General features: G+C 70.1%; 27 protein-coding genes and 1 riboswitch. Of the genes, 15 read left to right on the top strand and 12 right to left on the bottom strand.

Features of this window, described 5'->3' with window-relative positions; genetic code table 11:
• Positions 1-37: 37 nt before the first annotated feature.
• On the bottom strand, positions 38-1,351 hold the full coding sequence (gene thrC, locus NBY69_RS13410) for a threonine synthase (protein WP_250301059.1): 1,314 nt from the start codon (positions 1,349-1,351) through the stop codon (positions 38-40).
• Positions 1,352-1,366: 15 nt separating this feature from the next.
• Positions 1,367-1,494, bottom strand: a riboswitch (SAM riboswitch).
• 155 nt (positions 1,495-1,649) lie between these two features.
• Here thrC and NBY69_RS13405 point away from each other — a divergent pair.
• The 3 genes from NBY69_RS13405 to NBY69_RS13395 all read left to right on the top strand — a co-directional run bounded on the left by NBY69_RS13405 (position 1,650) and on the right by NBY69_RS13395 (position 4,715).
• Positions 1,650-2,588: a glucosyl-3-phosphoglycerate synthase gene (locus NBY69_RS13405; protein ID WP_250301058.1), complete on the top strand. Its 939-nt coding sequence runs from the start codon at positions 1,650-1,652 to the stop codon at positions 2,586-2,588.
• 97 nt (positions 2,589-2,685) lie between these two features.
• Positions 2,686-4,140, top strand: a complete 1,455-nt coding sequence (locus tag NBY69_RS13400; RefSeq protein ID WP_250301057.1) for a trehalose-6-phosphate synthase — start codon at positions 2,686-2,688, stop codon at positions 4,138-4,140.
• Positions 4,141-4,337: 197 nt separating this feature from the next.
• Positions 4,338-4,715, top strand: a complete 378-nt coding sequence (locus NBY69_RS13395) for a YbaB/EbfC family nucleoid-associated protein (RefSeq protein WP_250301056.1) — start codon at positions 4,338-4,340, stop codon at positions 4,713-4,715.
• A gap of 66 nt (positions 4,716-4,781) precedes the next feature.
• On the opposite strand, the gene NBY69_RS13390 is transcribed toward NBY69_RS13395, so the two are convergent.
• From NBY69_RS13390 to NBY69_RS13370, 5 genes are all read right to left on the bottom strand, one after another.
• Positions 4,782-6,293 (bottom strand): hypothetical protein, encoded by a 1,512-nt coding sequence (locus NBY69_RS13390; RefSeq protein ID WP_250301055.1) that lies wholly within the window; start codon positions 6,291-6,293, stop codon positions 4,782-4,784.
• Entirely contained in the window at positions 6,294-6,779 is a 486-nt protein-coding gene (locus NBY69_RS13385; protein WP_250301054.1) for a hypothetical protein, read from the bottom strand. It lies immediately after the preceding gene.
• A gap of 72 nt (positions 6,780-6,851) precedes the next feature.
• Positions 6,852-7,706 carry a trehalose-phosphatase gene (otsB, locus tag NBY69_RS13380; RefSeq protein WP_250301053.1) on the bottom strand — a complete coding sequence of 285 codons (855 nt, stop codon included), beginning with the start codon at positions 7,704-7,706 and terminating at the stop codon, positions 6,852-6,854.
• A gap of 33 nt (positions 7,707-7,739) precedes the next feature.
• Positions 7,740-7,988, bottom strand: coding sequence for a DUF3263 domain-containing protein (locus NBY69_RS13375; protein WP_250301052.1), 249 nt, complete (start codon positions 7,986-7,988; stop codon positions 7,740-7,742).
• A 102-nt stretch (positions 7,989-8,090) separates the two neighbouring features.
• The gene (locus NBY69_RS13370; protein ID WP_250301051.1) at positions 8,091-9,308 is read right to left on the bottom strand and encodes an ABC transporter substrate-binding protein; all 1,218 of its coding nucleotides are present in this window, start codon (positions 9,306-9,308) and stop codon (positions 8,091-8,093) included.
• 581 nt (positions 9,309-9,889) lie between these two features.
• Between NBY69_RS13370 and NBY69_RS13365 the strand changes: the two genes are divergently transcribed.
• From NBY69_RS13365 to NBY69_RS13355, 3 genes are all read left to right on the top strand, one after another.
• A complete protein-coding gene (locus tag NBY69_RS13365; protein ID WP_266642308.1) occupies positions 9,890-10,864 on the top strand; it encodes an ROK family protein in 975 nt (324 codons plus the stop codon).
• Positions 10,864-12,012, top strand: coding sequence for an N-acetylglucosamine-6-phosphate deacetylase (gene nagA, locus NBY69_RS13360; RefSeq protein ID WP_250301050.1), 1,149 nt, complete (start codon positions 10,864-10,866; stop codon positions 12,010-12,012). The genes NBY69_RS13365 and nagA overlap by 1 nt, the downstream gene beginning before the upstream one ends.
• A 92-nt stretch (positions 12,013-12,104) precedes the next feature.
• A complete protein-coding gene (locus NBY69_RS13355; RefSeq protein ID WP_250301049.1) occupies positions 12,105-13,031 on the top strand; it encodes a 1-phosphofructokinase family hexose kinase in 927 nt (308 codons plus the stop codon).
• 142 nt (positions 13,032-13,173) lie between these two features.
• On the opposite strand, the gene NBY69_RS13350 is transcribed toward NBY69_RS13355, so the two are convergent.
• Together NBY69_RS13350 and cdgB are read right to left on the bottom strand one after the other, a co-directional pair.
• Positions 13,174-14,178, bottom strand: a complete 1,005-nt coding sequence (locus NBY69_RS13350; protein WP_250301048.1) for a CBM35 domain-containing protein — start codon at positions 14,176-14,178, stop codon at positions 13,174-13,176.
• 111 nt (positions 14,179-14,289) lie between these two features.
• The gene (cdgB, locus tag NBY69_RS13345) at positions 14,290-15,996 is read right to left on the bottom strand and encodes a diguanylate cyclase CdgB (protein ID WP_250301047.1); all 1,707 of its coding nucleotides are present in this window, start codon (positions 15,994-15,996) and stop codon (positions 14,290-14,292) included.
• Between the two features lie 321 nt (positions 15,997-16,317).
• On the opposite strand from cdgB, the gene NBY69_RS13340 reads away from it, so the two are divergent.
• From NBY69_RS13340 to NBY69_RS13330, 3 genes are all read left to right on the top strand, one after another.
• Positions 16,318-16,893 carry a flavin reductase family protein gene (locus NBY69_RS13340; RefSeq protein ID WP_374211270.1) on the top strand — a complete coding sequence of 192 codons (576 nt, stop codon included), beginning with the start codon at positions 16,318-16,320 and terminating at the stop codon, positions 16,891-16,893.
• 108 nt (positions 16,894-17,001) lie between these two features.
• The gene (locus NBY69_RS13335; RefSeq protein WP_250301046.1) at positions 17,002-17,394 is read left to right on the top strand and encodes a helix-turn-helix domain-containing protein; all 393 of its coding nucleotides are present in this window, start codon (positions 17,002-17,004) and stop codon (positions 17,392-17,394) included.
• A gap of 236 nt (positions 17,395-17,630) precedes the next feature.
• Positions 17,631-18,041, top strand: coding sequence for a VOC family protein (locus tag NBY69_RS13330; protein WP_250301045.1), 411 nt, complete (start codon positions 17,631-17,633; stop codon positions 18,039-18,041).
• Positions 18,042-18,110: 69 nt separating this feature from the next.
• Here NBY69_RS13330 and arfB read toward each other — a convergent pair whose 3' ends face one another.
• Positions 18,111-18,539, bottom strand: a complete 429-nt coding sequence (gene arfB, locus NBY69_RS13325; protein ID WP_250301044.1) for an alternative ribosome rescue aminoacyl-tRNA hydrolase ArfB — start codon at positions 18,537-18,539, stop codon at positions 18,111-18,113.
• Between the two features lie 180 nt (positions 18,540-18,719).
• Here arfB and NBY69_RS13320 point away from each other — a divergent pair, with 180 nt between their 5' ends.
• Positions 18,720-19,295, top strand: a complete 576-nt coding sequence (locus NBY69_RS13320) for a TerD family protein (protein ID WP_250301043.1) — start codon at positions 18,720-18,722, stop codon at positions 19,293-19,295.
• Between the two features lie 97 nt (positions 19,296-19,392).
• Here the strand turns inward: NBY69_RS13320 and NBY69_RS13315 are convergent, their stop codons facing one another.
• Both NBY69_RS13315 and NBY69_RS13310 read right to left on the bottom strand, forming a co-directional pair.
• Positions 19,393-19,617, bottom strand: coding sequence for a DUF397 domain-containing protein (locus NBY69_RS13315; protein WP_250301042.1), 225 nt, complete (start codon positions 19,615-19,617; stop codon positions 19,393-19,395).
• Positions 19,607-20,407, bottom strand: a complete 801-nt coding sequence (locus NBY69_RS13310) for a helix-turn-helix transcriptional regulator (RefSeq protein WP_250301041.1) — start codon at positions 20,405-20,407, stop codon at positions 19,607-19,609. The genes NBY69_RS13315 and NBY69_RS13310 overlap by 11 nt, the downstream gene beginning before the upstream one ends.
• Before the next feature lie 229 nt (positions 20,408-20,636).
• Here NBY69_RS13310 and NBY69_RS13305 point away from each other — a divergent pair, with 229 nt between their 5' ends.
• From NBY69_RS13305 to NBY69_RS13285, 5 genes are all read left to right on the top strand, one after another.
• Positions 20,637-20,942 carry a hypothetical protein gene (locus NBY69_RS13305; protein WP_250301040.1) on the top strand — a complete coding sequence of 102 codons (306 nt, stop codon included), beginning with the start codon at positions 20,637-20,639 and terminating at the stop codon, positions 20,940-20,942.
• 280 nt (positions 20,943-21,222) lie between these two features.
• Entirely contained in the window at positions 21,223-21,645 is a 423-nt protein-coding gene (locus NBY69_RS13300; RefSeq protein ID WP_250301039.1) for a hypothetical protein, read from the top strand.
• A gap of 95 nt (positions 21,646-21,740) precedes the next feature.
• On the top strand, positions 21,741-22,484 hold the full coding sequence (locus tag NBY69_RS13295) for an ATP-binding cassette domain-containing protein (protein WP_250301038.1): 744 nt from the start codon (positions 21,741-21,743) through the stop codon (positions 22,482-22,484).
• 3 nt (positions 22,485-22,487) lie between these two features.
• The gene (locus tag NBY69_RS13290; RefSeq protein ID WP_250301037.1) at positions 22,488-23,744 is read left to right on the top strand and encodes a hypothetical protein; all 1,257 of its coding nucleotides are present in this window, start codon (positions 22,488-22,490) and stop codon (positions 23,742-23,744) included.
• 212 nt (positions 23,745-23,956) lie between these two features.
• The gene (locus tag NBY69_RS13285) at positions 23,957-24,352 is read left to right on the top strand and encodes a hypothetical protein (protein ID WP_250301036.1); all 396 of its coding nucleotides are present in this window, start codon (positions 23,957-23,959) and stop codon (positions 24,350-24,352) included.
• 88 nt (positions 24,353-24,440) lie between these two features.
• Here the strand turns inward: NBY69_RS13285 and NBY69_RS13280 are convergent, their stop codons facing one another.
• Complete coding sequence (locus NBY69_RS13280) at positions 24,441-25,826, bottom strand: M1 family metallopeptidase (protein ID WP_250301035.1); 1,386 nt, start codon at positions 25,824-25,826, stop codon at positions 24,441-24,443.
• Positions 25,827-26,087: the final 261 nt, after the last annotated feature.

The raw sequence follows: 26,087 nt of genomic DNA, 5'->3' as shown, positions 1-26,087 counted from the left end.
GGGACCGGCGGGAGGGGCGGCCGGGGGGCCGCAGACCTCAGCTCTTCGCCAGTCCGGCCTCGCGGAACGCGTCCAGGGTCGGACGGATCGTCGCGGTGGGGCCGGACGTCGGCGCGACCGCGTCCAGCGTCTTGAGGCCGTCGCCGGTGTTGAGCACGACGGTGCTGAGCGCCGGGTCGAGCAGCCCGGCTTCGAGCAGCTTCTTCGTCACCCCGACCGTCACCCCGCCCGCGGTCTCCGCGAAGATGCCCTCGGTCCGGGCCAGCAGCTTGATCGCGTCGACGATCTGCTCGTCGTCGACGTCCTCGACCGCGCCGCCGGTACGCCGGGCGATGTCCAGGACGTACGGCCCGTCCGCCGGGTTCCCGATGGCCAGGGACTTGGCGATGGTGTTCGGCTTCTGCGGCCGTACGACGTCCTGTCCGGCCTTGAACGCGGTGGAGACCGGCGAGCAGCCCTCCGCCTGCGCCCCGAAGATCCGGTACGGCTTGTCCTCGACCAGACCGAGCTTGATCAGCTCCTGGAGCCCCTTGTCGATCTTCGTGAGCTGCGATCCCGAGGCGATCGGGATGACGATCTGGTCCGGCAGCTGCCAGCCGAGCTGCTCGCAGATCTCGTACGCCAGGGTCTTGGAGCCCTCGCCGTAGTACGGGCGGAGGTTGACGTTGACGAAGCCCCAGCCCTCGCCGATCGGGTCACCGATCAGCTCGGAGCAGAAGCGGTTGACGTCGTCGTAGTTGCCCTCGATGCCGACCAGCTCACCGCCGTACACCGCGGCCATGACGACCTTGCCCTGCTCCAGGTCGTGCGGGATGAACACGCAGGAGCGGAAGCCGGCGCGGGCGGCGGCGGCGCCCACCGCACCGGCCAGGTTGCCGGTCGACGAGCAGGAGAGCGTGGTGAAGCCGAAGGCGCGCGCGGCCTCGACGGCGATGGCGACGACGCGGTCCTTGAAGGAGTGCGTCGGATTGCCCGAGTCGTCCTTGATGTGCAGGCCGCCGGTGATGCCCAGCTCGCGGGCCAGGTTGTCGGCCTTGACGAGCTTGGTGAAGCCCGGGTTGAGGCTGGGGTGCGAGGCCACGTCGGCGGGGACGGGCAGCAGCGGGGCGTAGCGCCAGATGTTGTTCGGCCCGGCCTCGATGCGCTTCTTCAGCTCGTCGGGGGAGCCGCTCGGCAGGTCGTACGCCACTTCGAGCGGCCCGAAACAGGACGCGCAGGCGAACAGGGGGCCCAGCGGGAAACGCTCTCCGCACTCGCGGCAGGAAAGAGCGGCGGCGGGTCCGAGATCCACGGTGTCCGAAGCGGTCCCGGCGTTCTCGGAGGTGGTGCTTGCGACAGTCGGCACAGTCATGCTGGCGAGGTCCTCTCCTCATCTTCCTCGCGACGTACTTCGCCGCAAGACGGAATTGGCACCTTCCCCACCATGACCTCGCGGTCGGCAGGAGGGTTGCCGGGACTTCAACGGGCCGTTCCCTCAGTCCCTCTGGATGAGCGCTTATGACGCCGGGCCACGAGGCCCGGGTGTTTGTCAGCGAGCTGACCCCCGGCATGCGACGGTCATTCGCGTTGTTCAAGACTGTAACCGAAGGCAAGGACGGTTGAGATAGTCGTCCGAACCGCGAGATGGCTCACAGTCAAGGAGACGCGCCGTGCTGGATGAGGTGGACCGCTGGCTGACCAGGCGTTCCTGGTCGGCGGCCGATCGCCCGCTGGACCGGCTGACCGCCGCCAAACGGGGCGTCGGAGTGAGTGTCGTGCTCCCCGCGCTCAACGAGGAGGCGACGGTCGGCGCGATCGTCAGGACCATCCGGCGCGAGCTGATGGAGGCCGTGCCGCTGGTCGACGAGCTGGTCGTCATCGACTCCGGTTCCACCGACCGCACGGCCGAGGAGGCCGCCGCGGCGGGCGCACGGGTGGTGCACCGGGACGAGATCCTGCCGCGCATTCCGGCCGTCCCCGGCAAGGGCGAGGTGCTGTGGCGCTCACTGCTGGTGACCGGCGGCGACATCGTCTGCTTCGTCGACGCCGACCTCAGGGACTTCTCGGCGGACTTCGTCTCGGGGATCGTCGGGCCGCTGCTGACCGACCCCGATGTGCAGTTCGTGAAGGCCATGTACGACCGGCCGCTCGGCGAGGAGCCGGGCCAGGGCGGGCGGGTGACCGAGCTGGTGGCCCGGCCGCTGCTCAACCTGCACTGGCCCCTGCTGGCCGGTTTCGTCCAGCCGCTCGGCGGTGAGTACGCGGTACGCCGCTCGCTCCTCGAACAGCTCCCCTTCCCCGTCGGTTACGGGGTCGAGCTGGGCCTGCTCGTCGACGCGCTGCACACGGTGGGGCTGGACGCCCTGGCCCAGGTCGACGTCGGCTCGCGCGTCCACCGCCACCAGGACGGGCTGGCGCTGGGGCGGATGGCCGCCGCGATCTACCGGACCGCGCAACTGCGGCTGTCGCGCGGGCACCTGGTGCGGCCCCGGCTCACCCAGTTCGAGCGGGGTCCGGGCGGCTTCACGCCCCGTACCTACACGGTGGACACGGAGGAACGGCCGCCGATGCGCGACATCGAGGAGTACGCGGCCCGGCGGGCGGCGTAGGGCCTCTCGTCTGGATCACGCCGGGCTCACGGGGTGTGGCACGCACGCTTCGCCCGCCCGAGGTTTGCCCGCTTCCGGCGCGGGCTAGGTTCGCGTCATGGCCTCTCCGCATGCCGCCCGTGTACATGCCGCCCGCGTCCTCGTCGCCTCCAACCGGGGGCCCGTCTCGTACACCCTCCGTGACGACGGCGAGCTGGAGGCCGCACGCGGTGGCGGCGGGCTCGTCTCCGGGCTCTCCGCGATCGAGGGCGACACCGACTCCCTCTGGGTGTGTGCCGCGCTCGGTGACGGCGACCGCGCGGCAGTCCGGCGCGGGGTCGGCGAGGACGGTGTGCGGATGCTCGACATCGACGCCGAGGTGCACGCCGCCGCGTACAACGGCATCGCCAACTCCGTGCTGTGGTTCGTCCACCACATGCTCTACCAGACGCCGCTGGAGCCCGTGTTCGACGTGGCGTTCCGGCGCCAGTGGGACGCGTACCGCACGTACAACCGCGCCTTCGCCGACGCGCTGGCCGCCGAGGCCGCCGACGGGGCCGCCGTGCTGGTGCAGGACTACCACCTGGCCCTGGTGCCCGGCATGCTGCGCGAGCTCCGGCCCGACCTGCGGATCTCGCACTTCTCGCACACCCCGTGGGCGCCGGTCGAGTACTTCCGGCTGCTGCCCGACGACATCGGTGCGGAGCTGCTGCACGGCATCCTGGGCGCCGACCGGGCGGGATTCCTGACCCGGCGCTGGGCCGACGCCTTCGTCGCCTGCTGCACGGCGGTCGTGGGCGGCACCGGGGACACCGCGGTCTCGGTGCACGGCCTCGGCGCCGACGCCGACTTCCTGCGGGAGCGGTCCCACCGGCCGGACGTGGACGAACGGATGACGGCGCTGCGCGAGCGGATCGGCGGCGGTGGTGGTGGTGGTGGTGGTGGTGAGAGTGCGGGGGACCGGAAGACGATCGTCCGGGTGGACCGCACCGAGCTGTCGAAGAACATCGTGCGCGGGCTGCTCGCCTTCCGGGAACTGCTCGACACCCGGCCCGAGTGGCGCGGCCGGGTGGTGCACATGGCGTTCGCGTACCCGTCCCGGCAGGACCTCGCGGTCTACCGCGACTACATGACCGAGGTGCGACGCGTCGCCGACGACATCAACTCCCGTTACGGGACGCCCGACTGGACCCCGGTCGCGCTCTACCTGAAGGACGACTTCGCGCGCTCGCTGGCCGCGTACCGGCTGGCGGACGTCGCGCTCGTCAACCCGATCCGCGACGGGATGAACCTGGTCGCGAAGGAGGTCCCGGTCGTCTCGGACCACGGGTGCGCCCTGGTGCTCTCCCGGGAGGCGGGGGCGTACGAGGAGCTGGGCGACGACGCGATCACCGTGAACCCGTACGACGTGAGCGCCACCGCCGACGCCCTGCACCGGGCGCTCACCATGCCGGACGCCGAACGCGCCGAACGCACCGGCCGGCTGGCCGCCGCGGCGACCGCGCTGCCGCCGCAGCAGTGGTTCCTGGACCAGTTGAACGCGCTGACCTCGGGAGAGCAGGGCGGCGGCTGACCTCGGGAGAACGGACGGGCGACTGACCGCGCGCGCTCGGGCCGGGACTCGGCGAACGCTCATGGAACGCCCTGAAATGCCCTGCGGATCAAGCACGCGTCAAAGATCTCCGGCGCCCCGGCCGGTGCCCTCCGCGCGCGCTTAGCGTGGTGCCGAATGCACCCGAGACGTGGGCGAACAGCAGGAGTGACCGAAGAATGAGTTCCGCGTACGACAACCGACTCGCGGCGCTGATGGGCGAGTTCACCGAGCGCATGTCACTCGTCCGCGGCGCGCAGGAGTCACTCGAAGGGCAGTCCGTCACCGCCCGTTCCAAGGACCGGTCGGTGACGGTCGTGGGGGATGTCCGGGGCGGCATCCGGCAGATCACGTTCGACACCGACGACTTCCGCGACATGGCCCCCGCCGAGCTGGGCGCGCTCCTGGTGGGGACGATCGCCGAGGTCAGGCAGCAGGCCTCGGCGAAGGTGCGGGAGGCGTTCGCGCCCGTGGTGGCGGCGAGCGCGGGGCCGGAGGACCTGGCCGCGCTGGAGGAGCTGAAGCGGTCCCTGCGCGGGATGCCCGAGCAGAAGTGACCCCCTGAGGGGCTCGTGAGGGTCGTGACCGCAGTACTTCTCAGGGGCTCGTGACCGCGGTGCCCCTCAGGGGTTGAGGATCCGCGTGATGTCGTCGGCGGTGGGCACGGCCTCCGGCCGGTTGACGGTCGTCGTGCCGTCTCCCCAGTGGACCGTCTCGGTCCCGTCGGGTGCGGTCTCGATCCAGATGCCGTCGGGCCGGGTGACCGTCGTCGTACCGTCACCCCAGTGGACCGTCGCGGTCCCGTCGGCCGTGCTCTCCACCTTCGTACCGTCCGCCAGGGTGCTCGTGCTGGTGCCGTCGCCCCAGTGCACGGTCTCCGTACCGCCGGGCGCGCTGTCGACCCTGATCCCCTCCCCGAGATGGGTGGTGGTGCTGCCGTCGCCCCAGTGGACGGTTCCCGTCTCCCCGGGGGCCGCACTCTCTCCCCGTACCCCGTCCGGCCAGGTGATCGTCGAACCGTCGGCGGTGGTGGTGATCCGGGCACCGTTCTCGTACGTCGTGACCGTGCCGCCCGCGGAACGGCCCCCGGAGCCGCCCGCGGGATCGCCCCCGAAGAGCTTGTCGCCCGCCTTCTGCCCGTAGTCGTCGAGGTACTTCCCCGGTGAGAGGGACCCGAAGTCGTGCGGGTTCAGGGTGCTCAGTCCCTTCCCCTTGATCCCGCCGAACGCCCCGTTCATCGCCCCGTACGTCACGTCGGAGCCCGGGGCGTTGCCCATCGCCGCGTCCTGGGCAGCCGCCTCCGCCGTACCGGACGCCGCTCCCCAGAGCGCGGCGAACGGTGCGCCGGCGCCGAACTTGGTGAGGTTGTTCCGGAATCCCTTGGGCGTCGACCCGTCGAAGAGCTTCGTGGGGAACGCGTCCCCGAGCAGCTTCCCGCCCCCCTTGGTCAGCCCCTTGCCGATCCCCTTGCCGAGGCCGCCCGTGCCGAAGCCCACGAGCGCGCCGACCGCGCCCGCGGTCGCCGCCTTGCCGACCTCGCCCCAGTCGATGCCGGCCGGCCGGTGGCCGCGGCGCATCTCGTCGAGCTGGGCGACCAGGTCCCAGCCCACCTGCTGGAGTTCGGAGTCCACCACGTGCGCGACGAGCCTGATGATCGCCTTGCGGATGAAGCGGACGATGACGGCACGGGTGAGTGCCATCTCCGCCGGGATGGCCGCCTCGCTGGCCCCGAAGGTGAAGAACGACATGGCCACGGCGATGGCGATCTCCACCGCCAGGGCCACCAGCATCCCGATGATCTCGATGCGCAGGGTCTCGATCTCCAGCGCCATCGCCTCCAGCGCCCCGGCGAGCGCCTCACAGGCATCGGCGATGGCCGGGAGGTACGGTTCCGCGCCCCGGGTGAGGTCGTCGGCGTACGCGTGGAATGCGGCCCCGGTCTGCCCGGTCACGCCCCGGTCGACCGCCGCCGACGCCGAGACCACCAGCGCCACGATGTCGTTGACCGCTGTCTCCGCGTCGCGCCAGCCGGTGGCCAGGTACCGCAGGTCGTCCGGGTTGCCCTCCGGCCAGTCGTTGCCGACCAGGATCTCCAGCAGGGTCTGCACGCCCGGGGGAACGGTGGTGGCCGCCATCTACTCCGCCTCGCCCTGTTCCCCGCCGAACGCGGTGTCCGCCAACGCGGAGGCATGGCCCTCCGCGCCCTCCAGCACCCCGTGCACGGCGCCGATGTCGTCCACCAGCTTCCGGAAGATGGCCTCCAGCGTGTCGATCGCCCCCTGGACGACGACTGCCGGACCGCTGCCGTCGTCCCCCGCGTAGTTCGCCTCGAAGGTCTTCCCCAGCGGGTCGGTCCCCCACGGCCGGTCCCCCAGCGCGGGGGCCGTGACCGTACGGTCCAGGGCGGCGGCGCAGTCGTGTGCGACGGCTCGGGCGTCGTCGAAAACGGCGCGGGCGTTCTTCAGTTCCCCGAGGTCGACGACGAGGACCCCCGACCAGTCGACGCTGTTGTCGTGGCTGTACCCACCGCCGACGGTGGAGTCCGGGGCGGTGAGCGACAGCGGGTTGTTGCGGTAGCCCCCGGTGGGTTCCGGGGAGTTCGTGGAGGAGACGGTAGGCATCGTCCCAGCCTGTGGCCCCGCCGCTGCCGCTGCCATCGGCCGCCCGGATCCTTGATGCGATCCTGGCGGGGGTCAGCGCGCCGCCAGGGCCGAGGCCAGTCCCCCCAGGAACCCCGCGAGCGCCTCCGGATCCGGCAGCAACAGATCGGCCCGCGCGGCCAGTTCGGGTACCTCGTCGCCCCCGACGCACACCAGCAGGCCCCGGACGCCCTCCGTGCGGAGGCTCTCGACCGCGGCGTAGGCGGGCAGGTCCCCGAGGTCGTCACCGGCGTAGAGGACAACCCCGGCGCCCGTTCCCCGTACGTGCTCCGTCAGCGCCACGCCCTTGTCGACGCCGGGCGGGCGCAGCTCCAGGACCATCCGGCCCGGTTCGACGATCAGCCCGTGCCGGGCGGCGAGTCCGGCCAGCGGGGTGCGCAGGGCCGCGAAGGCCGCGGCCGGGTCGGCGGCGCGGCGGGTGTGGACCGCGACGGCCCGGCCGCCCTTCTCCTCGGTCCAAGCGCCGCGCGCGGCGGCCACCCCGTCGAGGAGGGCGGGAAGCTCCGCACGGGCCGCGGCGACGCCCGGGTGCGGGGCGGGGGCGTGGACCGTGGCGGTGACGGCGTCCCAGCGCTCGGCGCCGTAGTGGCCGAGGACCACCAGGCGCTCCAGGCCGGGTACGCCCGCGAAGCCGCCGTACCGGACGGCGAGGTCGGCCGGGCGGCCGGTGACCACGGCCACCGAGGCGACCCGTGGGGCGAGCGCGGCGAGCGCCGGGACGACGTCGGGGTGGGCGCGGGCCTGTTCGGGGTCGGGCACGATGTCGGCGAGCGTGCCGTCGAAGTCGAGGGCCACGACGGCCTTTTCGGGCCCGGCGAGGAGAGCCGCGAGGCCTTCGCGGCCGGCGTCGGTGGCGGGGGTCGGCAAGGGGTGCGGTGAGCTGCCCATGGGGGTGACCCTAGCCGGGCTCGGAGGAGCCCGTCAGCGGCGTTCGCGGCGCGCCGTGCGTATCCGGCGGAGGCGGTTGATCGTCACCGGGTCGTGGGCCAGCGCGCCCTCGTCGTCCAGCAGGGCGTTGAGAAGCTGGTAGTAGCGGACCGGCGAGATCCCCAGCCGCTCCCTGATGGCCCGCTCCTTGGCGCCGGTGCCGGGCCAGGGGTGGCGTTCCACGGCGAGTACGGCACGGTCGCGCTCGGAGAGCGCGGGGCCGTGCACGTCGTCGCCAGTCATATGAGCCAACGTACTGGGGAGCCCGGGGCCGGGGCTACCCGGTGCTCCTCCCCGGCAGCGGGACCGGGCTGCTCGGCGTTCGTACCCGGCAGCGGGCCGGGGCTACTCGGCGTTCTGCGCGGTCGACGCCTGGGTCTGGAGCTGGTTGAGGACGCTCACCGGATTGCCACCCGGCCGCACGGCCTTGCCGATCTCCTTCTTGACGTCGGTGCTCACCTGCGACCAGGACGTCTTGCCGACGGGCGGCAGCTGCGCGGTGGGCAGCTGGTCGAGGAAGGTCTTGAGGAACTTGTACTTCGGTTCGTCCGCCAGCATCCCGGACGCCGAGGTGGTGGACGGCAGCAGGTTGTACCTCTCGGTGAGGTCCAGGACGTTCTTGTCGCTGAAGACGTCGTTGAGGAACTTGCCTATCTCCTCGCGGTGGCCGTTCTGCTTGAAGCCCATGATCCAGTCGGCGACGCCCGTGGCCGACTTGGCCGGGCCGTTGATACCGGGCATCGAGACCATGCCGACCTTGACGCCCTTGGCGACGGCCTGCTGCACCAGCTGCGGGTGGCCGTTGAGCATGCCGACCTCGCCCTTGGTGAAGGCCGCGTACGCCTGCTTACGACTGAACTCGCCGGGGGCCACCGGGCCGGTGAGATGGGCGCCGACGAGGTCGTTCTTCAGCCAGTTGAAGGTCTTGGCGTTCTCGGCCGAGTCGAGCGTGTACGTACCGACGCCGTCGGTGTAGCCGCCGTTCCCGCTGAGCATCCACTGCATGGTCTCGACCTGGGCCTCCTCCGGGCCGAGCGGCAGCGCGTACGGGTACTTCACCCCCTGCGCCTTGAGCACCTCGGCGTCGGCCTTGAGCTCGGCCCAGGTCTTCGGCGGCTTGATCCCGGCGTTCGCGAACATCTTCTCGTTGTAGAAGAGGAGCCGGGTCGAGGCGACGAACGGCAGGCCGTACTGCACCCGGTCCTGCTCACCCGCGTCGGAGAGCGAGGAGAGGAAGTTGGACTGGACGGCGATGGAGAGCAGGTCGTCGGCGCTGTAGAGCTTGCCCGCAGCCGCGTAGTCGGAGTAGGAGCCGACCTGGGCGATGTCGGGGGCGTGGCCGGATTTGACCATCGCGGCGACCTTCGCGTCGACGACCGGCCAGGGGTAGACGGAGACGTCGACCTTGATGTGCGGGTTCTTGGCCTCGAAGGCGGCGGCCAGTCTGTCCCAGTACTGCTGGTTGCTCGGCCCGTCCGCCGGATCGTAGTTCGCGGCGACGACCTTCAGCGTGACGTCGCCCGGTCCGCTGTCGGATCCGCATCCCGAGAGCACTGCTGTCATACCGAGTGCGGCAGCCGCCGCGGTAAGACCCAAAAAGCGCCGCTGCACAGCCCTTTACCACCCTTGTGTTCAGTTGGATCCCCTGCGACAGCCCACCGAGGGCCCCCATGTCATCCCGTCGCATCAAGACCGACCGGCAATTGGGGGGTGGGGAAGGAGCGTGGTCTGGTGCGTGCGGTCGCAAGGCGGAGGATTGAGGCATGGCGGAGCCATGGTGATTGACGACAACGCGGCGAGCGTGCGTGCCAGACCATGCGACGCCGCCCCCCAATTGCCGGTCGGTCTAAGCCGGATCTTCCCGTACGCCACCTGCGAGGTCTACAGCTGCCGGGTCTCGCTTCAGCAACACGAACCCCACGGGCCCCAGGCCCAGTTCAGCGGCGCGCGCCTCCGCCCACGCCCCGCCCACGCCCCGCCGGCACCCCGGCCCCGCCCCCTTCGCCGCCCTCGTCCACGCCCTCACCCGCGTCCTCGCAGGCAGCCGCGTTTTGCCGGGACTTTGCCCGCACTTTGTATGGGCGCGCAACAATCCGGTACAGGTGGACTAGACCTTTTTCGGTTATCCGAGACACACTGTCCCTGTGACTGCACTCCCCCGGGGATCCACCCCCGGTTCCCCGGCCGAAAACCATGTCATCGCCCTCGACGTGGGCGGCACCGGCATGAAAGCCGCACTGGTCGGGGCCGACGGCTCCCTGCTCCACGAGGCGCGGCGGGCCACCAACAGAGAGCGCGGCCCCGAGGCCGTCGTCGAGTCGATCCTCGACTTCGCCGCCGAGCTGCGCGCGTACGGCGAGGAACACCTCGGCCGGACCGCGTCGGCGGCCGGTGTCGCCATCCCCGGCATCGTGGACGCCGAGAACGGCATCGCCGTCTACGCCTCCAACCTCGGCTGGCGCGACGTCCCGATGCGCGAACTGCTGAGCACCCGGCTGCACGGCATCCCGGTCGCCCTCGGCCACGACGTCCGCACCGGCGGCCTCGCCGAGGGCCGGATCGGGGCGGGCAAGGGCGCCGACCGGTTCCTCTTCATGCCGCTCGGCACCGGTATCGCGGGCGCCATCGGCATCGAGGGCTCCATCGAGGCGGGCGCCCACGGTTACGCGGGCGAGATCGGCCACATCATCGTCCGGCACGGCGGTGTCGCCTGCGGCTGCGGCCAGCGCGGCTGTCTGGAGCGGTACGCCTCCGCGTCCGCGGTCTCGCTGGCCTGGGCCGAGGCGTCCGGCGACCCGGAGGCCGACGCGGCCGACTGCGCCAAGGCCGTCGAGTCCGGCGACCCGAAGGCCGTCGCCGTCTGGCAGAACGCGGTGGACGCCCTCGCCGACGGCCTGGTCACCGCGCTCACCCTGCTCGACCCCCGCACCCTGATCATCGGCGGCGGTCTCGCCGAGGCCGGGGACACGCTGTTCGTCCCACTGAAGGCAGCGGTGGAGGAACGCCTGACGTTCCAGAAGCCGCCCCACATCGTCCCGGCGGCCCTCGGGGACACCGCCGGGTGCCTGGGCGCAGGGCTGCTCGCCTGGGATCTTCTCTCCACGGAGGTATCCGCCTGATGGCCGGAAGCGAAGCAAGCACAGTCCTCTCCGGAGCCCGGGTGGTGCTGCCGACCGGGACCGTCGAGAGCGGCCGGGTCATCGTGGAGGGTTCACGCATCGCGGGAAGCTCACCCGAGAGCGCGACCGTGCTCGACCTCACCGGCCACTGGGTGGTCCCCGGATTCGTCGACATGCACGTCCACGGCGGCGGCGGCGCGTCCTTCACGTCCGGCACCCAGGACGACGTGCTCAAGGGCATCGACACCCACCGGCAGCACGGCACCACGACGATGGTCGCCTCGACCGTCACCGGCGAGATGGACTTCCTCGCCGAGCGCGCCGCGCTGCTCTCCGAACTGGTCGAGCAGGGCGACCTGGCGGGCATCCACTTCGAGGGCCCGTTCATCTCCCCGTGCCGCAAGGGCGCCCACAGCGAGGCGCTGCTGCGCGACCCGGACCCGGCCGACGTCCGCAAGCTGATGGACGCGGCGCGCGGTACGGCCAAGATGTTCACCCTCGCCACCGAGATGACCGGCGGCATCGACTCCGTACGCCTCCTCAAGGAGAACGGGGTCATCGCGGCCATCGGCCACACCGACGCCACGTACGACCAGACCGTCGAGGCGATCGAGGCGGGCGCGAGCGTCGCCACCCACCTCTACAACGCGATGCCGGGCCTGGGCCACCGCGCCCCCGGCCCGATCGCCGCCCTCCTGGAGGACGAGCGGGTCACCGTCGAGCTGATCAACGACGGCACGCACCTGCACCCGGCCGCGCTGGAACTGGCGTACCGCTCGGCGGGCTCCGCACGGGTCGCCTTCATCACCGACGCGATGGACGCGGCGGGCTTCGGCGACGGGGTCTACCTGCTCGGCCCGCTGGAGGTCGAGGTGAAGGACGGCGTCGCCCGGCTGGCGGGAGGCGGCTCGATCGCCGGTTCCACGCTCACCCTGGACACCGCTTTCCGGCGCGCGGTGACCGTCGACAAGCTCCCCGTGGAGGACGTCGTACGGTCCATCTCCGCCAACCCGGCGAAGCTGCTCGGCGTGTACGACAAGGTCGGTTCGCTGGAGCCCGGCAAGGACGCCGACCTGGTCGTCCTGGACGCGGACTTCGCGCTGGCCGGCGTGATGCGCAAGGGCAATTGGGTGGTTGAGCCGAAATAGTCCGTTAAGCGGCGGCATTGATGCACGATCGAAGCGGAAGCGGTAGGTCCACACACTGTGCCTGCCGCTTCCGCTTTGGCATGATCGATCAAGTGCTTCTGACCGTCACCCTGAACACCGCGCTCGACATCACCTACCACGTCCCCGCGCTGATACCGCACGCCAGTCACCGAGTCGAATCGGTCACCGAGCGTGCGGGCGGCAAGGGCCTGAACGTGGCCCGGGTGCTCTCCGCGCTCGGCCACGACACGGTCGTGACCGGCTTCGCCGGCGGCACGACGGGCGAGGTGCTGCGTGAGCTGCTCGCCGATCTGCCGCCCACCGACGCGCTCGTCCCGGTCGCCGGGACCACCCGGCGCACCATCGCGGTCGTCGACGCCGCGTCCGGCGACACCACCCAGCTGAACGAGCCGGGCCCGTCCGTCTCGGCCGCCGAGTGGGACACCTTCCTCTCCTCGTACGGGAAGCTGCTGGCCGACGCCGAGGCGGTGGCCCTCTGCGGCAGCCTGCCGCCGGGCGTCCCGGTCGGCGCGTACGCCCAGCTGGTCAAGCAGGCCCGCGGCGCGGGCGTCCCGGTGCTCCTCGACACCAGCGGCGAACCGCTGCGCCGGGGCATCGCCGCCCGCCCCGACCTGGTCAAGCCGAACGCCGACGAACTGGCCCAGCTGACCGGTTCCCGCGAACCCCTGCGCGCCACCCGCGACGCCCGCCGCCGCGGCGCGCACACGGTGGTCGCCTCACTGGGCGCCGAGGGCATGCTGGCCGCCACCCCGGACGGCAACTGGCAGGCCCTGCCGCCCGCCCGCTTCCAGGGCAACCCGACGGGCGCGGGCGACTCCGCGGTCGCCGGACTGCTGTCGGGCCTGGTGGAAGACCTCCCGTGGCCGGAGCGGCTGGCCCGCGCGGTCGCCCTGTCGGCGGCGACGGTACTGGCGCCCGCGGCGGGCGAGTTCGACCGGGACGCGTACGAGGACCTGCTCCCGCAGGTCGAGGTCATCGCGTCACCGGCCGGGGCCTGAGCCCGCGCGCCCGAGGGCGACGCATCCTTGAGCCCGCAACGCCCGAGGGGCGCCGCGGCGGCCGGTGTCCGGCTGCTGCGACGCCCCTCGGGCACGCGATACGCGATCGACTACGCGATCGGCAGGTGCAGGTCCTGCGGTCCTACACCGGCTTGATCTGGAGCCAGTCGAGGATGGCGTTGCACTGATTGCCGTCCTCGCAGGAGAGCTTGATGGTGTTCTCGCCCTGCTTGAGCGTGACCGGCGCCCAGGTGGTCTGCCAGTTCTTCGCCCAGTCGGGATCGCTGCCGTTGATGAAGTTCTTCAGCCCCAGCGGCGAGCCGTTGACCTTGTCGTTCACCGTCAGCGTGGCGTTGGCGTCCTGGGCCGGGATGGCGTAGCGCACGGACAGCTTGTAATCACCGGCCTTCTCGACGTTGGCCTGCCAGGTGACCGACGCGCCCACGTTGTTGAAGCCGTTGATGTACGAACCGTCCGGACCCTGCGCGCCCTTGACCGTCTTGTCGGTGATGGCACCGCCGTCGAGCTTCAGGGTCGCCGCGTCCTGCTTCGGCAGGTCCGCCGCCTTCGAGGGCGGGGGCGAAGCTTTATCGCTGGGCGCGACCGACTCGGAGGACGTCTGACCGCTGCCGGTGCCGCCCGCCTTGGCGTCCTTGTTCTTGTCGTCCCCGTTGGTCACCAGGGCCGCACCGATGCCGATGACGACGACCGCGACCACCGCGACCGCGCCGATCAGCAACCCCTTGTGGTTGGGGCCGCCACCGCGTCCGCCGCCGTTGTTCTGCGGGGGCCGTTGGGGCGGAGGGCCGCCGGGGTACGTCTCGGGCGCGGCGTACTGCGGGGCCGGCTGACCGTACTGCTGCTGCGGGGGCTGGCCGTACTGCGGGTTCTGGCCGTACCCCTGCTGCGGCTGACCGTAGGCCTGCTGCGGCGCCTGCTGCTGTCCGTACTGACGCTCGCCGACCGCACGCACCTGGTTGTACGACGTCCGAGGCACCCCGGGCTGACCGCCGGACGTCGGACCCGGGTAGCCGTATCCGCCGCCACCGGGCGGCGGGACGGCACCTGCCGCCTGGCCGTCCTCGTACAGATAACCGAACGGATCGTCGTCCTCGGGCGTGCTCGCGCCGTTGTTGCCGGCCGTCATCCCTAAGTACTCCTCACACATCGCTGACGCGGGCGAGCCTACCCCGTACGGATGAACGGTTCGGTCGGCCGCCGGGCCGGGCCCCGGTGCGGGCACCCGGCGGGGTTTCGCCTACCCCGCCCGCCGGTGCACCTTCGAACGCGACCGCTTCTCCACGTACATCCGCTGGTCGGCGGAGCGCAGCACCTCTTCGACGGTCATCCCGCAGCTGGCCCAGCCGATACCGAAACTGGCCCCCACCCGGACGGCCCGGCCGTCGACCCGGATCGGCGGAATGATCGCGTTCCGCAGCCGGACGGCCAGGTCCGCCGCGTCCGCCGCACCGAGGCCGTCCGCCAGCACGACGAACTCGTCGCCGCCGAGCCTGGCCACCGTGTCCCCGTCCCGCACGCCCGAGGTCAGCCGGCGGGCCACCTCGATGAGCACCGCGTCGCCGGTGTGGTGGCCGAACCGGTCGTTGATCGACTTGAAACCGTCGAGGTCGCAGAAGAGCACCGCGAGGCCCTTCGTACCGTCGTCGGCCTCCGCCTCGCCGCCGGGCTCCGCGTCGGCCCCGGTCGGGGCGACGGTGTGCACGTGGTCGTGGAACCCGGCCCCCGCCTGCGCACTCCCGAACTCGAAGGCGCCCACCCCGTACTGCCGGTCCAGGCCCGCGCCGCCCTGTTCGTACCCGGCACCGCCCTGTTCGTACGCCGCGTCGAGCGCCTCGATCGCCGTCTCCCGCACCGCGTCCGGCCGGGCGCAGAGCCGGGCGCTGAGCCGGGCGCGCAGCTCGGCGCTGTTGGGCAGCCCGGTGAGCGAGTCGTGGGAGGCGCGGTGGGCGAGGGCGAGTTCGTGGCGCTTGCGCTCCTCGACGTCCTCGACGTGGGTGAGCAGGAAGCGGGGGCCGTCGGCGGTGTCCGCGACGACGGAGTTGCGCAGCGAGACCCAGATGTACGAGGTGTCGCGCCGCCGCAGCCGCAGCTCGGCCCTGCCCCCCTCGGCGGACGTACGGAGCAGGGTGCCGACGTCCTCGGGGTGGACCAGATCGGCGAAGGAGTAGCGGCGCATCGCGGAGGCGGGCCGCCCGAGCAGCCGGCAGAGCGCGTCGTTGGCGCGCAGCAGCCGCCCGTGCTGGTCACCGCCCATCTCGGCGATGGCCATCCCGCTCGGCGCGTACTCGAACGCCTGCCGGAAGGATTCCTCACTGGCGCGCAGGGCCTGCTGCTCGCGCTCCAGCCGGACCAGGGCGCGCTGCATATTGGCGCGCAGCCGGGCGTTGGAGATCGCGATGGCGGCCTGGAACGCGTACATCTGGAGCGCTTCCTGGCCCCAGGCGCCGGGGTGGCGGCCGTTGCGCGGACGGTCGACGGATATGACGCCTAGCAGCTCGCCGCCGGACGCGTCGGTCGCGTACATCGGCGCGAAGAGCCGGTCGGAGGGGTGCCACTCGTCCTCGAAGCGCGGCTCGGGGCCGTCGTTGTACACCTGCGGCACGTCGTCGCTGTCGAGGACCCAGCCCTCGGTGTACGGGATGAAACGGAGGTCGCCCCAGGCCTCGCCCATCGAGAGCCTGCGCTCCCAGGACGCGCGCGGGCCGACCCGTCCGGTCATCAGGGCGGCGGCGGAGTCGTCCCCGGCGAACGCGGCGACCATGAGGTCACCGTCGGGCCGTACGAGATTGACGCAGGCCAGTTCGTAACCGAGCCCGGCCACGATGCCGTCGGCCACGGTCTGCAAGGTGTCCGCGAGGCTGCGGGCCTGGTTGAGGTTGGCGACCGCTTGATGCAGCTGCCGCAGGGCCGCAAGACGGACGTACGGCTCCGACTCGGTCTCCATCGCTCGCTCCCCCCGAGACCTCGACAGCAACTCCAGGGTTCTTATCGGCGCTCTTGGTGCAGTGGTCTCAGCCACTGAATCACAGCGAGCTGTGCCGCAGGTACACAGGGTCAACAATTTGTGTCCGTCGTGACTCAAGTCACATCAGGGGATGAAGGGTTGAACGCGACAGCAGGTGGGAAGCGACAGTCGCTTCTTGAACGCGCGCAGGATTCTTGCGCGCGGTGGCCGCACGGGGTTGGTGCGCGCGCGAGGTCCTAGGACCAGGCTGGTCCTCCGGTCCGATGCGGAAGCTTGGCTTCCACGGCTAGCGTTCTTGATGTGTTCCAGACGATCCCCACCCCGCGTACCGAGCCCGTCCCCCACCCCGAGGGCGCGAGCCCCCATCCTGAGGGCGTGAGCAACGACGACTTCCGTGCCGCCATGTCCCGACTGACCGCCGGAGTGGTGCTGGTGACGGCCCACGACGCGGACGGCGGTCCGCACGGCGAGGACGTCGGTATGACGGCGACCGCGTTCATGTCGGTGTCCCTCGACCCGCCCCTGGCGATGGTGAGCCTGCGCAACGGCTCCCGGATGGACGACCTGCTCGCCGAACAGCCCCGCTGGGCGGCCTCCCTGCTGGCCGAGAGCCAGCGGCACATCGCGGGCCGGTTCGCGATGAAGGGCCGCATCAGCGACCGGCTGCTGTTCCAGGACATCCCGTTCACCCGCGGCGAGGCGTCGGGGGCGCCGGTGGTGGGCGGCGCACTGGCGACGATGGAGTGCGTGACCGAGCAGCGGGTGGTCGCGGGGGACCACACCCTGGTGATCGGCCGGGTCCTCACGGTCGGGCTGCCGAGCGCGGAGGGCGCACCGCTGGCGTACTTCCGGGGACGCTACCGGCGCCTGGACTGATCTGCCCCGCACCTCTCCCCTATCTGTCCCGTACGCGCGGAGTGTGGTGCGACGGAGCCGTGGTGTGATGGCGCCGTTGCTGTCATGACCCCGTGGTGTGATGGCGCCGTGAGCCGCGCTTCGGAAGAGACCAACCGCCGCATGCTGCGGGCCCGGGACGCAATGGACCGCGCCTACGCGCAGCCCCTGGACGTACCGGCGCTGGCCCGGATCGCCCATGTGTCGCAGGCCCACTTCGCGCGCACCTTCCGGGCCACGTTCGGCGAGACGCCGCACCGCTACCTCCAGCGGCGCCGGGTGGAGCGGGCGATGTTCCTGCTGCGGGAGACCGACCGCAGCGTGACGGACATCTGCTTCGAGATCGGCTTCGGCAGCCCGGGGACCTTCAGCCGCACGTTCCGCGACATCGTGGGCCGGTCGCCGAGGACGTACCGCAAGGAGACGCCGGCCGTGGGTGTGCCGACGTGCTTCGCGATGGCGTGGATGCGGCCGAGCGGCTGACCGCGGCCCCGGCCGCGCTTCCCGTACGGTCCGGGCCGACCACCCCGTACCGGCCTCCCCGTACCGACCACCCCGTACCGACCACCCCGTACCGACCACCCCGTACCGACCACCCCGTACCGACCTCCCCGTACAGACCTCCCGTACCGACCTCCCCGCACCGACTGCCGACCGCCGCAGCCGACTGAGCAGTTTTGGATAAGTTTCCGCGCGGCTCCCCCCGTAGCGTGATGCACATGTTCAACGCCATCACGCACTCGCAGATATACGTCCTCGACCAGGACCAGGCCCTCGACTTCTACGTCGGCAAGCTCGGTCTGGAAGTCACCGCCGATGTCGACATGGGCTTCATGCGCTGGCTCGCCGTCAGCGTGCCCGGTCACCCCGAGCGTCAGATCCTGCTGGAGAAGCCGGGCGCCCCGGCGATGTCCGAGGAGACCGCGGAGCAGGTCCGCGAATTGGTGACCAAGGGAGCCATGGGCGGCTGGCTGATCTTCACCACGGAGGACTGCCGCAAGACGTACGAGACGCTGCTGAGCCAGGGCGTCGAGTTCACCGAGGAGCCCACGGAACGCCCGTACGGCACGGACTGCGGCCTCCGCGACCCCTTCGGCAACCGCATCCGCTTCACCCAGCCGAAGGCCTGAGGCGCGCCGGGCGGTCGAGCGCCCGGGGGATCCGGGGGGTCCGGGGAGGGGCGGTGCAGGGCAGGGGCGTCACTCCCAGCCCCGCCCGGTCCTCCCCCGCTTCGTGTCACTGCGCTGCTTCTTGTTCCGCAGCCGCCGCTCATTGATGCCGCGCGGAATCTTCGTCGCCCGCCGCGGCTTCGGCGGCGGCGCGGTCGCCTCCGCGAGCAGCGAGGCGAGCCGGACGGCGGCCATCTCCCGGTTACGCCACTGGGAACGGTGCTCCGACGCCCGTACGGTGACGACGCCACCCACCAGCCGCGAGGCCAGCCGCTCCAGGGCACGCTCCTTCCACACCGGTGGCAGCGCCTCCGTGTTCGCGAGGTCGAAGCGGAGCTCGACCTGCGTATCACTGGTGTTGACGTGCTGGCCGCCGGGTCCCGAGGAGCGCGAGAAGCGCCACATGAGTTCGGCCTCCGGCAGGGAGACGGAACCACGGACGACGTAAGGACCGGACATGTGTCCATGGTCGCTGGTCCGGACGGCCCGCGTCACCCGCATTTCCGGCCGGGCCGCGCGGGGAGGGCAAAGAAAGTAAAGAGAGTTGGAACCTCTCGGTCCTCTGCCGACGTTATGTCGGGTGACGGTAGCGTCGTGAACCACACGGAGCCCGTGCACCAAACGGAAAGGGACATCCCCATGGCTGTAAGCCTGTCCAAGGGCGGCAACGTCTCCCTCACCAAGGAGGCCCCGGGCCTGACCGCCGTCACGGTGGGCCTCGGCTGGGACGTCCGTACGACCACCGGCACCGACTTCGACCTCGACGCCTCGGCCATCGCGGTGAACGGCGAGGGCAAGGTCTACTCCGACGGCCACTTCGTCTTCTTCAACAACAAGGCGACCCCGGACCAGACCATCGTCCACACCGGCGACAACGTCACGGGCCAGGGCGAGGGCGACGACGAGCAGATCAAGGTCAACCTGGCCGGTCTGCCCGCCGACATCGAGAAGATCGTCTTCCCGGTCTCGATCTACGACGCGGAGAACCGCTCGCAGAACTTCGGCCAGGTGCGGAACGCCTTCATCCGCATCATCAACCAGGCGGGCGACGCCGAGATCGCCCGCTACGACCTGAGCGAGGACGCCGCCACCGAGACCGCCATGGTCTTCGGCGAGCTCTACCGCAACGGCGCGGAGTGGAAGTTCCGCGCGGTCGGCCAGGGCTACGCCTCGGGCCTCGTCGGCATCGCCCAGGACTTCGGCGTCAGCGTCTGACACCCACGCCTGCCACGACCTGACCGAGCCCCCGGCTTTTCCCGCCGGGGGCTCGGTGCGTACCGGTGACTCCTGCCGCCTACCGACGCCTACCGACTCAGGCGGCGAACTCGCCACCCTTGACGGCTGCCACGAACGAGGACCAGCCACTCGTCGGGAAGAGCAGAGCGGGGCCGTGCGGGTCCTTCGAGTCACGGACGGGGACGGCGGCGGGGAAACCGTCGACGACCTCGATGCAATTGCCCTGGTCGGCACCGCTGTGGCTGGACTTCCGCCATCCGCTCAGTGCGGAGGCGCGGGGAATGTGGCGCTCAATTGTCATGGTCTTCGTATTCCTTCGCTGTTGCCCTCAGGAGGGCCAGTGTCTCCTTCAGCGGCAATGCGTCGCCTAGCGCGAGATCGTATGTGGCCTGGTAACGCTGAACCAGGGAGGGGGAGTCGTGGACCTTTCCGGCGAACAGGCCCTCCACGTAGGCCACCGGCGGCTGGTCCTCGAACCACATGAGTTTGAGCGCGCTCTGCAGGAGCATGTAGCCCCCCATACTGAACGGCAACACGTGCAGGCGGATGCGCTCACTCTCGATCAAATCAGCGATACGGGTGAGCTGTTCAGCCATGACGCCCGGGTCGCCGAAGGGGCGCCGGATGACCGCCTCGTCGAGAAGCACCCACAGCACGGGGGCCACCGCGCCGGAGAGGACCTCAGCCCGCTCCAATCGCGTGACGACAGCCCTGTCACGCTCCGCATCGCTCAGCGGGGGGTAGCTGGTGCGCAGGACCGCTTGCGCATACGCCTCGGTCTGCAGCAGCCCAGGGACAATGGACGGGTCGAACTCCCGGATGACAGTCGCCTGTTGCTCCAGCTGTCGGGCGGCCTCGAAGTGATCGGCAACCGCCCGCTCGTCCCCGCTCGGCAGGAAATTCAACAACACGTTCCCCGTGTTCAGCGCCAGGTCCAGCCGCTTCGCATCCTCCTTGCAGGGAATGCGTCGCCCCGCCTCGATGTGCGAGATGTGCGAACGAGTCATGACGGCCGCATCGGCCAGCGCCTGCTGGGTCAGCCCAGCCGCTTCGCGTTGCTGCTTGACCCAGTCACCGTAAGCATTGGCCATGACGTAACTCCCCTTCGAGACCGCCGACTTGTCACCTTTGACCTACTAGTCAGGTTACGCGCCGTCACTGAATCCTGGTCCCGGACAGTGAAATCGCCGTCCGAATGACGACGGACCCACGCAAGATCTCCGCAGCCGCTCGAAGGCGACCCGGGGGCGCGGCCAACCTGAAGGAACAGGTCGACTTGGACCAAGACATCGCCCACACCGTCACCGTGGAGGTGTCCGCATGATCAGCCACACGCACGTACCGCGACTACTGCCGTGGACGGGGCCGGCCGGCAAACCCGCCTACCTCCTCGGCGGCGGCGCCGGCCGCATCTCCCGCATCGCGGACACCATCGAGCGTGACCAGCTCGGCATGGCGGACGATCTCCTCGACGACGCGGCGGAAGCACTGGCCGACCGTACGGCGCCCCGGGACCAACTCCGCTCCATGCGCGGCCTGATGACGCAGTCACTCACCGACGTACACCGCATCGCGGAAAGCCGCGGGGCACGCCTGCCCGCACCGGCCTACGAAGAGAAGCCGTGAACCGTAGAGGAATACCGAGTGACCGGCCAGACCCTTGAGCCAGCCCATCGCCGCGGGCACCAACGCCCCGGAGAAGCCCATCCTGGAACCCACCGGCAACAACACCCCCGGGGTGCTCTCCAGATCACCTTCACACCGCAACCTCAAATCCAGCTCAAATCAAACATATTTGCTAGCGAGGAACTGAGGGTGGATGCCTATGATCACACCGCTGAATTCAATCCGTGACTGGGGGTCACGCACCGTGCCCAGTGCCGGAGTGTTGAAAACGGAGGGGAAAATGAACAAGTATCGCAAGATGGCTGTAGCAGCCCTGGGAGCTGGAGTCATCACCGTGTTGGGGATTGGACCAGCTCTGGCTGAGGGGGGCTTCAACAGTTCGATCGGGGGTTGGCTGCCGGGCAAGGAGTCACGCCACTGGAAGGACAACAATGCTGACGGCGTCTCGACGAGCATCAAGTTCTCCGGCTGCTCACTGACCAACGGCGGCACCAGCGGAACCTTCAAGTACGCCACACTCCAGCTGAAGAAGGAGCGGGCGAACCTTCCGGACCCGGTCGTGGCCCGGAATAACAACTACTGCGGCACCTCCAGCTTCGGTGACGTAGCGTCCGGCTCGTACTACTTCAACTACTCGGGTCTCAACGGCACCGACCAGACCAGCTGGCACCTCAGTGTCTCCAGCGTGGTTGTCAAGTACTGACTCTGGCCCACCAGCATTGTGCCCGGCTCTGCATGTGAGCAGGCCGGGCACACTGCCCGTACCTACATCGTTCCGACTGACCACCTGGACGTGCTGTGCCGCTTCGCTTCGCCGATTGCTCCTTCGCGTATCGCGCGGGAGTCCCCGTTCTCGATCATTTGACGCTGGAGTTCCCTTCAGGATGCAGCGTGCTACTCGGCCCCAACGGAGCCGGAAAATCAACTCTGTTGTCCCTGGGAGCATCTGTTCAGTACCCGGCCACCGGCCGTGTCCAGCTGGGCAACCTGATCAGCACCGATAGAAAACACCGCAGGGCATTCCGTCAGAAGGTGGGGTGGCTGCCACAGCAGATCAAGCCCGTGCCATCCCTGACCGTGCGAGAACAGGCCGCGTACGCAGGCTGGCTGAAGGGCCTGTCGAAGTCCGAAGCGTGGGAACGATCGGTCGGAGCTCTGGAGCAGGTACGCCTCACGGAACTGGCGAAACGGCGCAGTCACGAGCTGTCCGGCGGGCAACTGCGACGCTTGGGAATCGCACAGGCCCTGATCCACGAGGCCGACGTCGTACTGCTTGATGAGCCCACTGCCGGACTCGACCCCGTACAGCGGGGAGTCTTCCGGGACCTGCTGGCTGAACTGTCCGGCTCCGTCAGCTTCGTGGTGTCCACTCACCAAACCGAGGATCTGGCGGACGTGTACGACACGGTCGTGGTCCTGGACCGGGGACAGGCCGTGTTTCAAGGCACTGTTGGCGAGTTCTTCGCCAGAGCTCCCGAAGGAATGGCAATCGAGCGGCGCGCTGAGAGCGCGTACCGCGCCATGGTCCGTGGGGAGGTCTGAACCATGCGGATCACTACACTGTTGCGATCGGGCCCGGCTGCCTGGATTGCCCTTGTCCTCGTTCCCGTTCTGTTCTGGTTCGGCGCACAGAACACCGACTCCGTGATCGCGTACTGGGAGTCGGCGACCACTCAGTCCCTGATCGTCCTCGGCTTCGTGAGTGCGGCCTGTGGCGCGTGCGCCGCTTGGGAGGCAGCAAGGATCCACCGAGCAGGCGTGGACGGCTGGGCGCCGGCGCGCAACCCTCTCCAGGTCGCTTGGATGCATCTCGCCCCGGTCGCAGCACTGGGGCTGTTGGGACTGCTCGCTTCCCTCGCGGCGATCTCCACATCCGCTGTAGGGGCACCTGGATTCCCCAGCCTGGGGGTACTGGTCACCGCCTACGCCGTGGTCGTTTCCCACATCGCACTCGGCTGGCTCATCGGTCCGCTGATGCCACGCATGCTGGGTGCGGCGTCCATGCTGATCTTCGGGTATCTCTGGGGCTTCTGGCCTGCGGCCCTGGGGGAAGTGCCGTGGTTGCGGCACTTGAACGGCCAGGGCATCGTCGAGTGTTGCGGTCTTGACCAGACCGCCTCCGTGCGCAGCATGGCTGCCACGATCACCTTCTCCGCCGGACTGTTGGCCGCTGCTCTCCTGGCCACCGCTTTCGGGACAAAGCAACGACGGCATCGTATCTATGTGATCTCTGCCGTGGTCCTGGGAACTGCTGGAGCGGTAGGGCTCGCGGTGCCACTTGAGTTCCAAGGAACGCAAGCACGGAATCAGAATCTCCTGAAGTGCGCCGGCACCCAACCCGTGGTGTGCGTATGGCCCGAGCAGTACGACCGCCGGAAAGAGATCACGCGTTGGGCGAAGGATGCCGGTCAGCGCGTGCACAGCGTGGGTGTTTCCACTGCGGCACGAATTGAATTCGGCCAGCCCCAGCCCAGTGAGGCCAGCATTCGGGCAACTGTGGCCACAAGTGTCCTGCCCACAGCTCCTCCTGCATGTGCGATGCGCCCCCGGGCCGAGTATCCGGGAGATGCTGCCCACACCGCGATCTACGCGTGGCTCGCGCTGACGGGCGGCGAGACCAAGGCCGACCTGGTGCAACATTGGGTGAGCGACGCTGTCGACCTGGCTGAGGAGGTGCGGAAGTTGCGCCCTGCACAGCAACACGCCTGGTACGAGCGGAACATGCGATCCGTCCTGGACTGCGCGGTGGATCCTGACCTCAACCCTGCTTCCTTCCGAGGCCCGTTGGCGGGGAACTCGTGATCTGGTGGCTGCGCGCCCATATGGTGCACACGTACGCGGCTACCTTGCTGGCCAGTTTCGCGGTAGCACCCCTACTGGCTGGTTCCGCACTGCCCATCCCCTCCCTTCTCGGCGGTCTGGGAACCGGCATCCCCATTCCTCTGGCCCTACCGGTAGTACCGGCGTGCGTACTCCTGCACGCACTGAGCAGGACGCCGTGGGATTCGGATGCTGTGGCTGTCCGCCCCGTCGCGGCCTACCGGACCAGCGCGGTCGCCGGAACTGCTCTGGTTGCTCTCGTTCTTGGGCTGGTCGAGATGTGGTGGCTCGACTTCGACCTGGCACCGGGAGTCGCACGCAACCTGGTCGGATACATCGGTGTGGGTCTCATCGTGCAGTACTTCTTCGGCCCCCGGTACGGTCCGCTGGCAGTGGCCATGGTTCCCGTGGGCTGTGCCCTCATCGGCATGGGCCCGGGAGGAAGACCCTATCCGTGGGCCTGGCCACTGCACGGGAGCACATCGGCCCTCTCAGCGATCGCAGCAGTGTGCCTCTTCGCTGTCGCGGCCGTCCTGAGCATGAGGTCCACCGGAGAGGCGCGACCACGCGGACGTGATTCCGAACTCTGACCCCACCAGCTGAATTTCTTACTCGACCTGACCGAGCGAGACTGCCACCTGGAATCTGCCCCGGCGGGGCCCCCAGGTAACGGCCGGTCTACGGCTCCGCCGGTTTGTCCTTGCCGTACAGCCACGTGGCCCAGATCCCGCTCAGGTCCTTGCCGGTCTTCTTCTCGGCGTACGCGGTGAAGTCCGACGTCGAGACGTTGCCGTAGCGGTGGTCCTTCGCCCAGCCCCGCACCATCGCGAAGAACGCGTCGTCGCCGACCGTCCGGCGGATCCGGTCGAGGACCATCGCGCCCCGGCCGTAGACCGGCGAGGCGGAGATGTCCTTCGGGCCCGGCGGATCCGCTGGCGGGAAGGCCCAGTTGGCGGCTTCCTGGTAGGCGTCATCGAAGTGGTCCTCGACGCTCTTGCCGCCGTGGTCCTCGTCCCACATCCACGCCGCGTACGTCGCGAAGCCCTCGTTCAGCCACATGTCCCGCCAGGACTCCGGAGTGACCGAGTCGCCGAACCACTGGTGGGACAGTTCGTGGACGAGCGTCGAGAGGCTGGCCTGGTCGCCGGGGAGCACCGGGCGGGTCTGGGTCTCCAGCGAGTAACCGGCGGACTTCTCGGGGGCGATGATCACGCCCGTCGAATCGAAGGGGTACGGGCCGAACTTCTTGCTCTCCCAGGCGACGATCTCCGGCACCCGGGCCACGACCGAGGCGGTCTTCTCCTCCTCGTCCGGGTCGACCGCCGTGAAGACCGGCAGTCCCGAAGGTGCCTTGTAGGAGTGGGTCTTGTACGGGCCGATCGCCACGGTCGCCAGATAGGTCGCCATCGGCTCGGCGCAGTGCCAGTGGAAGGTGGTGCGGCCGGCGGTGGTCCGCTGCGAGGTCAACTCGCCGTTGGAGACGGCCTGGAGGCCTTCCGGGACGGTGACCGTGATGTCGTACGTCGCCTTGTCCGACGGGTGGTCGTTGCCCGGGAACCAGGCCATCGAGCCGACCGGCTCACCTAGCGCGAGCGCGCCGCCGCCGTTGGGCAGCCAGCCCTCCTGCGAGGAGTCCGGGTCGGTGAGGGTCTCCGGCTCGCCCGAGTAGCGGACGACGGTACGGAAGGTCGCGCCCCGGTCGAGGTCGTGGTGCGGGCGGAGCGTCAACTCGCTGCCCGCCCGGTTCGCGGGGGCGTACGCGCCGTCGACGGTCGCGCCGTCCACCTTCATCCCCGTGAAGTCCAGGTTGAACGCCGAGAGGTCCTCGTTGGCGCGGGCCGTGATGTCGGCGGTGCCCCGGAGCCGGTCGGTGTCCGGGTCGTAGTCGAGGGTGAGGCCGTAGTGCTGGACGTCGTAGCCGCCGTTGCCGACCCGGGGGAAGTACGGGTCGTGCAGCGCGTCGCCACCGGGTCTGCCGTGCACACCCGCGCTGCACGCCGCGAGCAGGGACAGGACAGCGGTCAGCGCGGCGGGCGCGGCGGTACGGCGTCTGTACTGGTCCACGTCCGCGATCCTATGAGCGGGACTCCCTGCCCGTGCCGCCGAGGGCGTGAGCCGTCCGGCTCGTGTTCCGTTCCCGTACGCCGGACGGGCCCGGGCGCCCGGCCCACGGGGAGGGCCGGAGGGGACGGCCGGGGGGCACCGCCGGGCGGGCCGTGTACGGACGGAACGTGACCGGGCCCGCGTCGGCCACGGGACGGAGTGCGACCGGGCGGTTGCGCTCCGCCGGACGGGGCGCAACCGGGTGGGGCGCATCCGGACGAG

The organism is Streptomyces sp. A 4/2, assembly GCF_940670765.1.
Taxonomy (GTDB): domain Bacteria; phylum Actinomycetota; class Actinomycetes; order Streptomycetales; family Streptomycetaceae; genus Streptomyces.
This window is presented reverse-complemented; position numbering and strand designations above follow the sequence as displayed.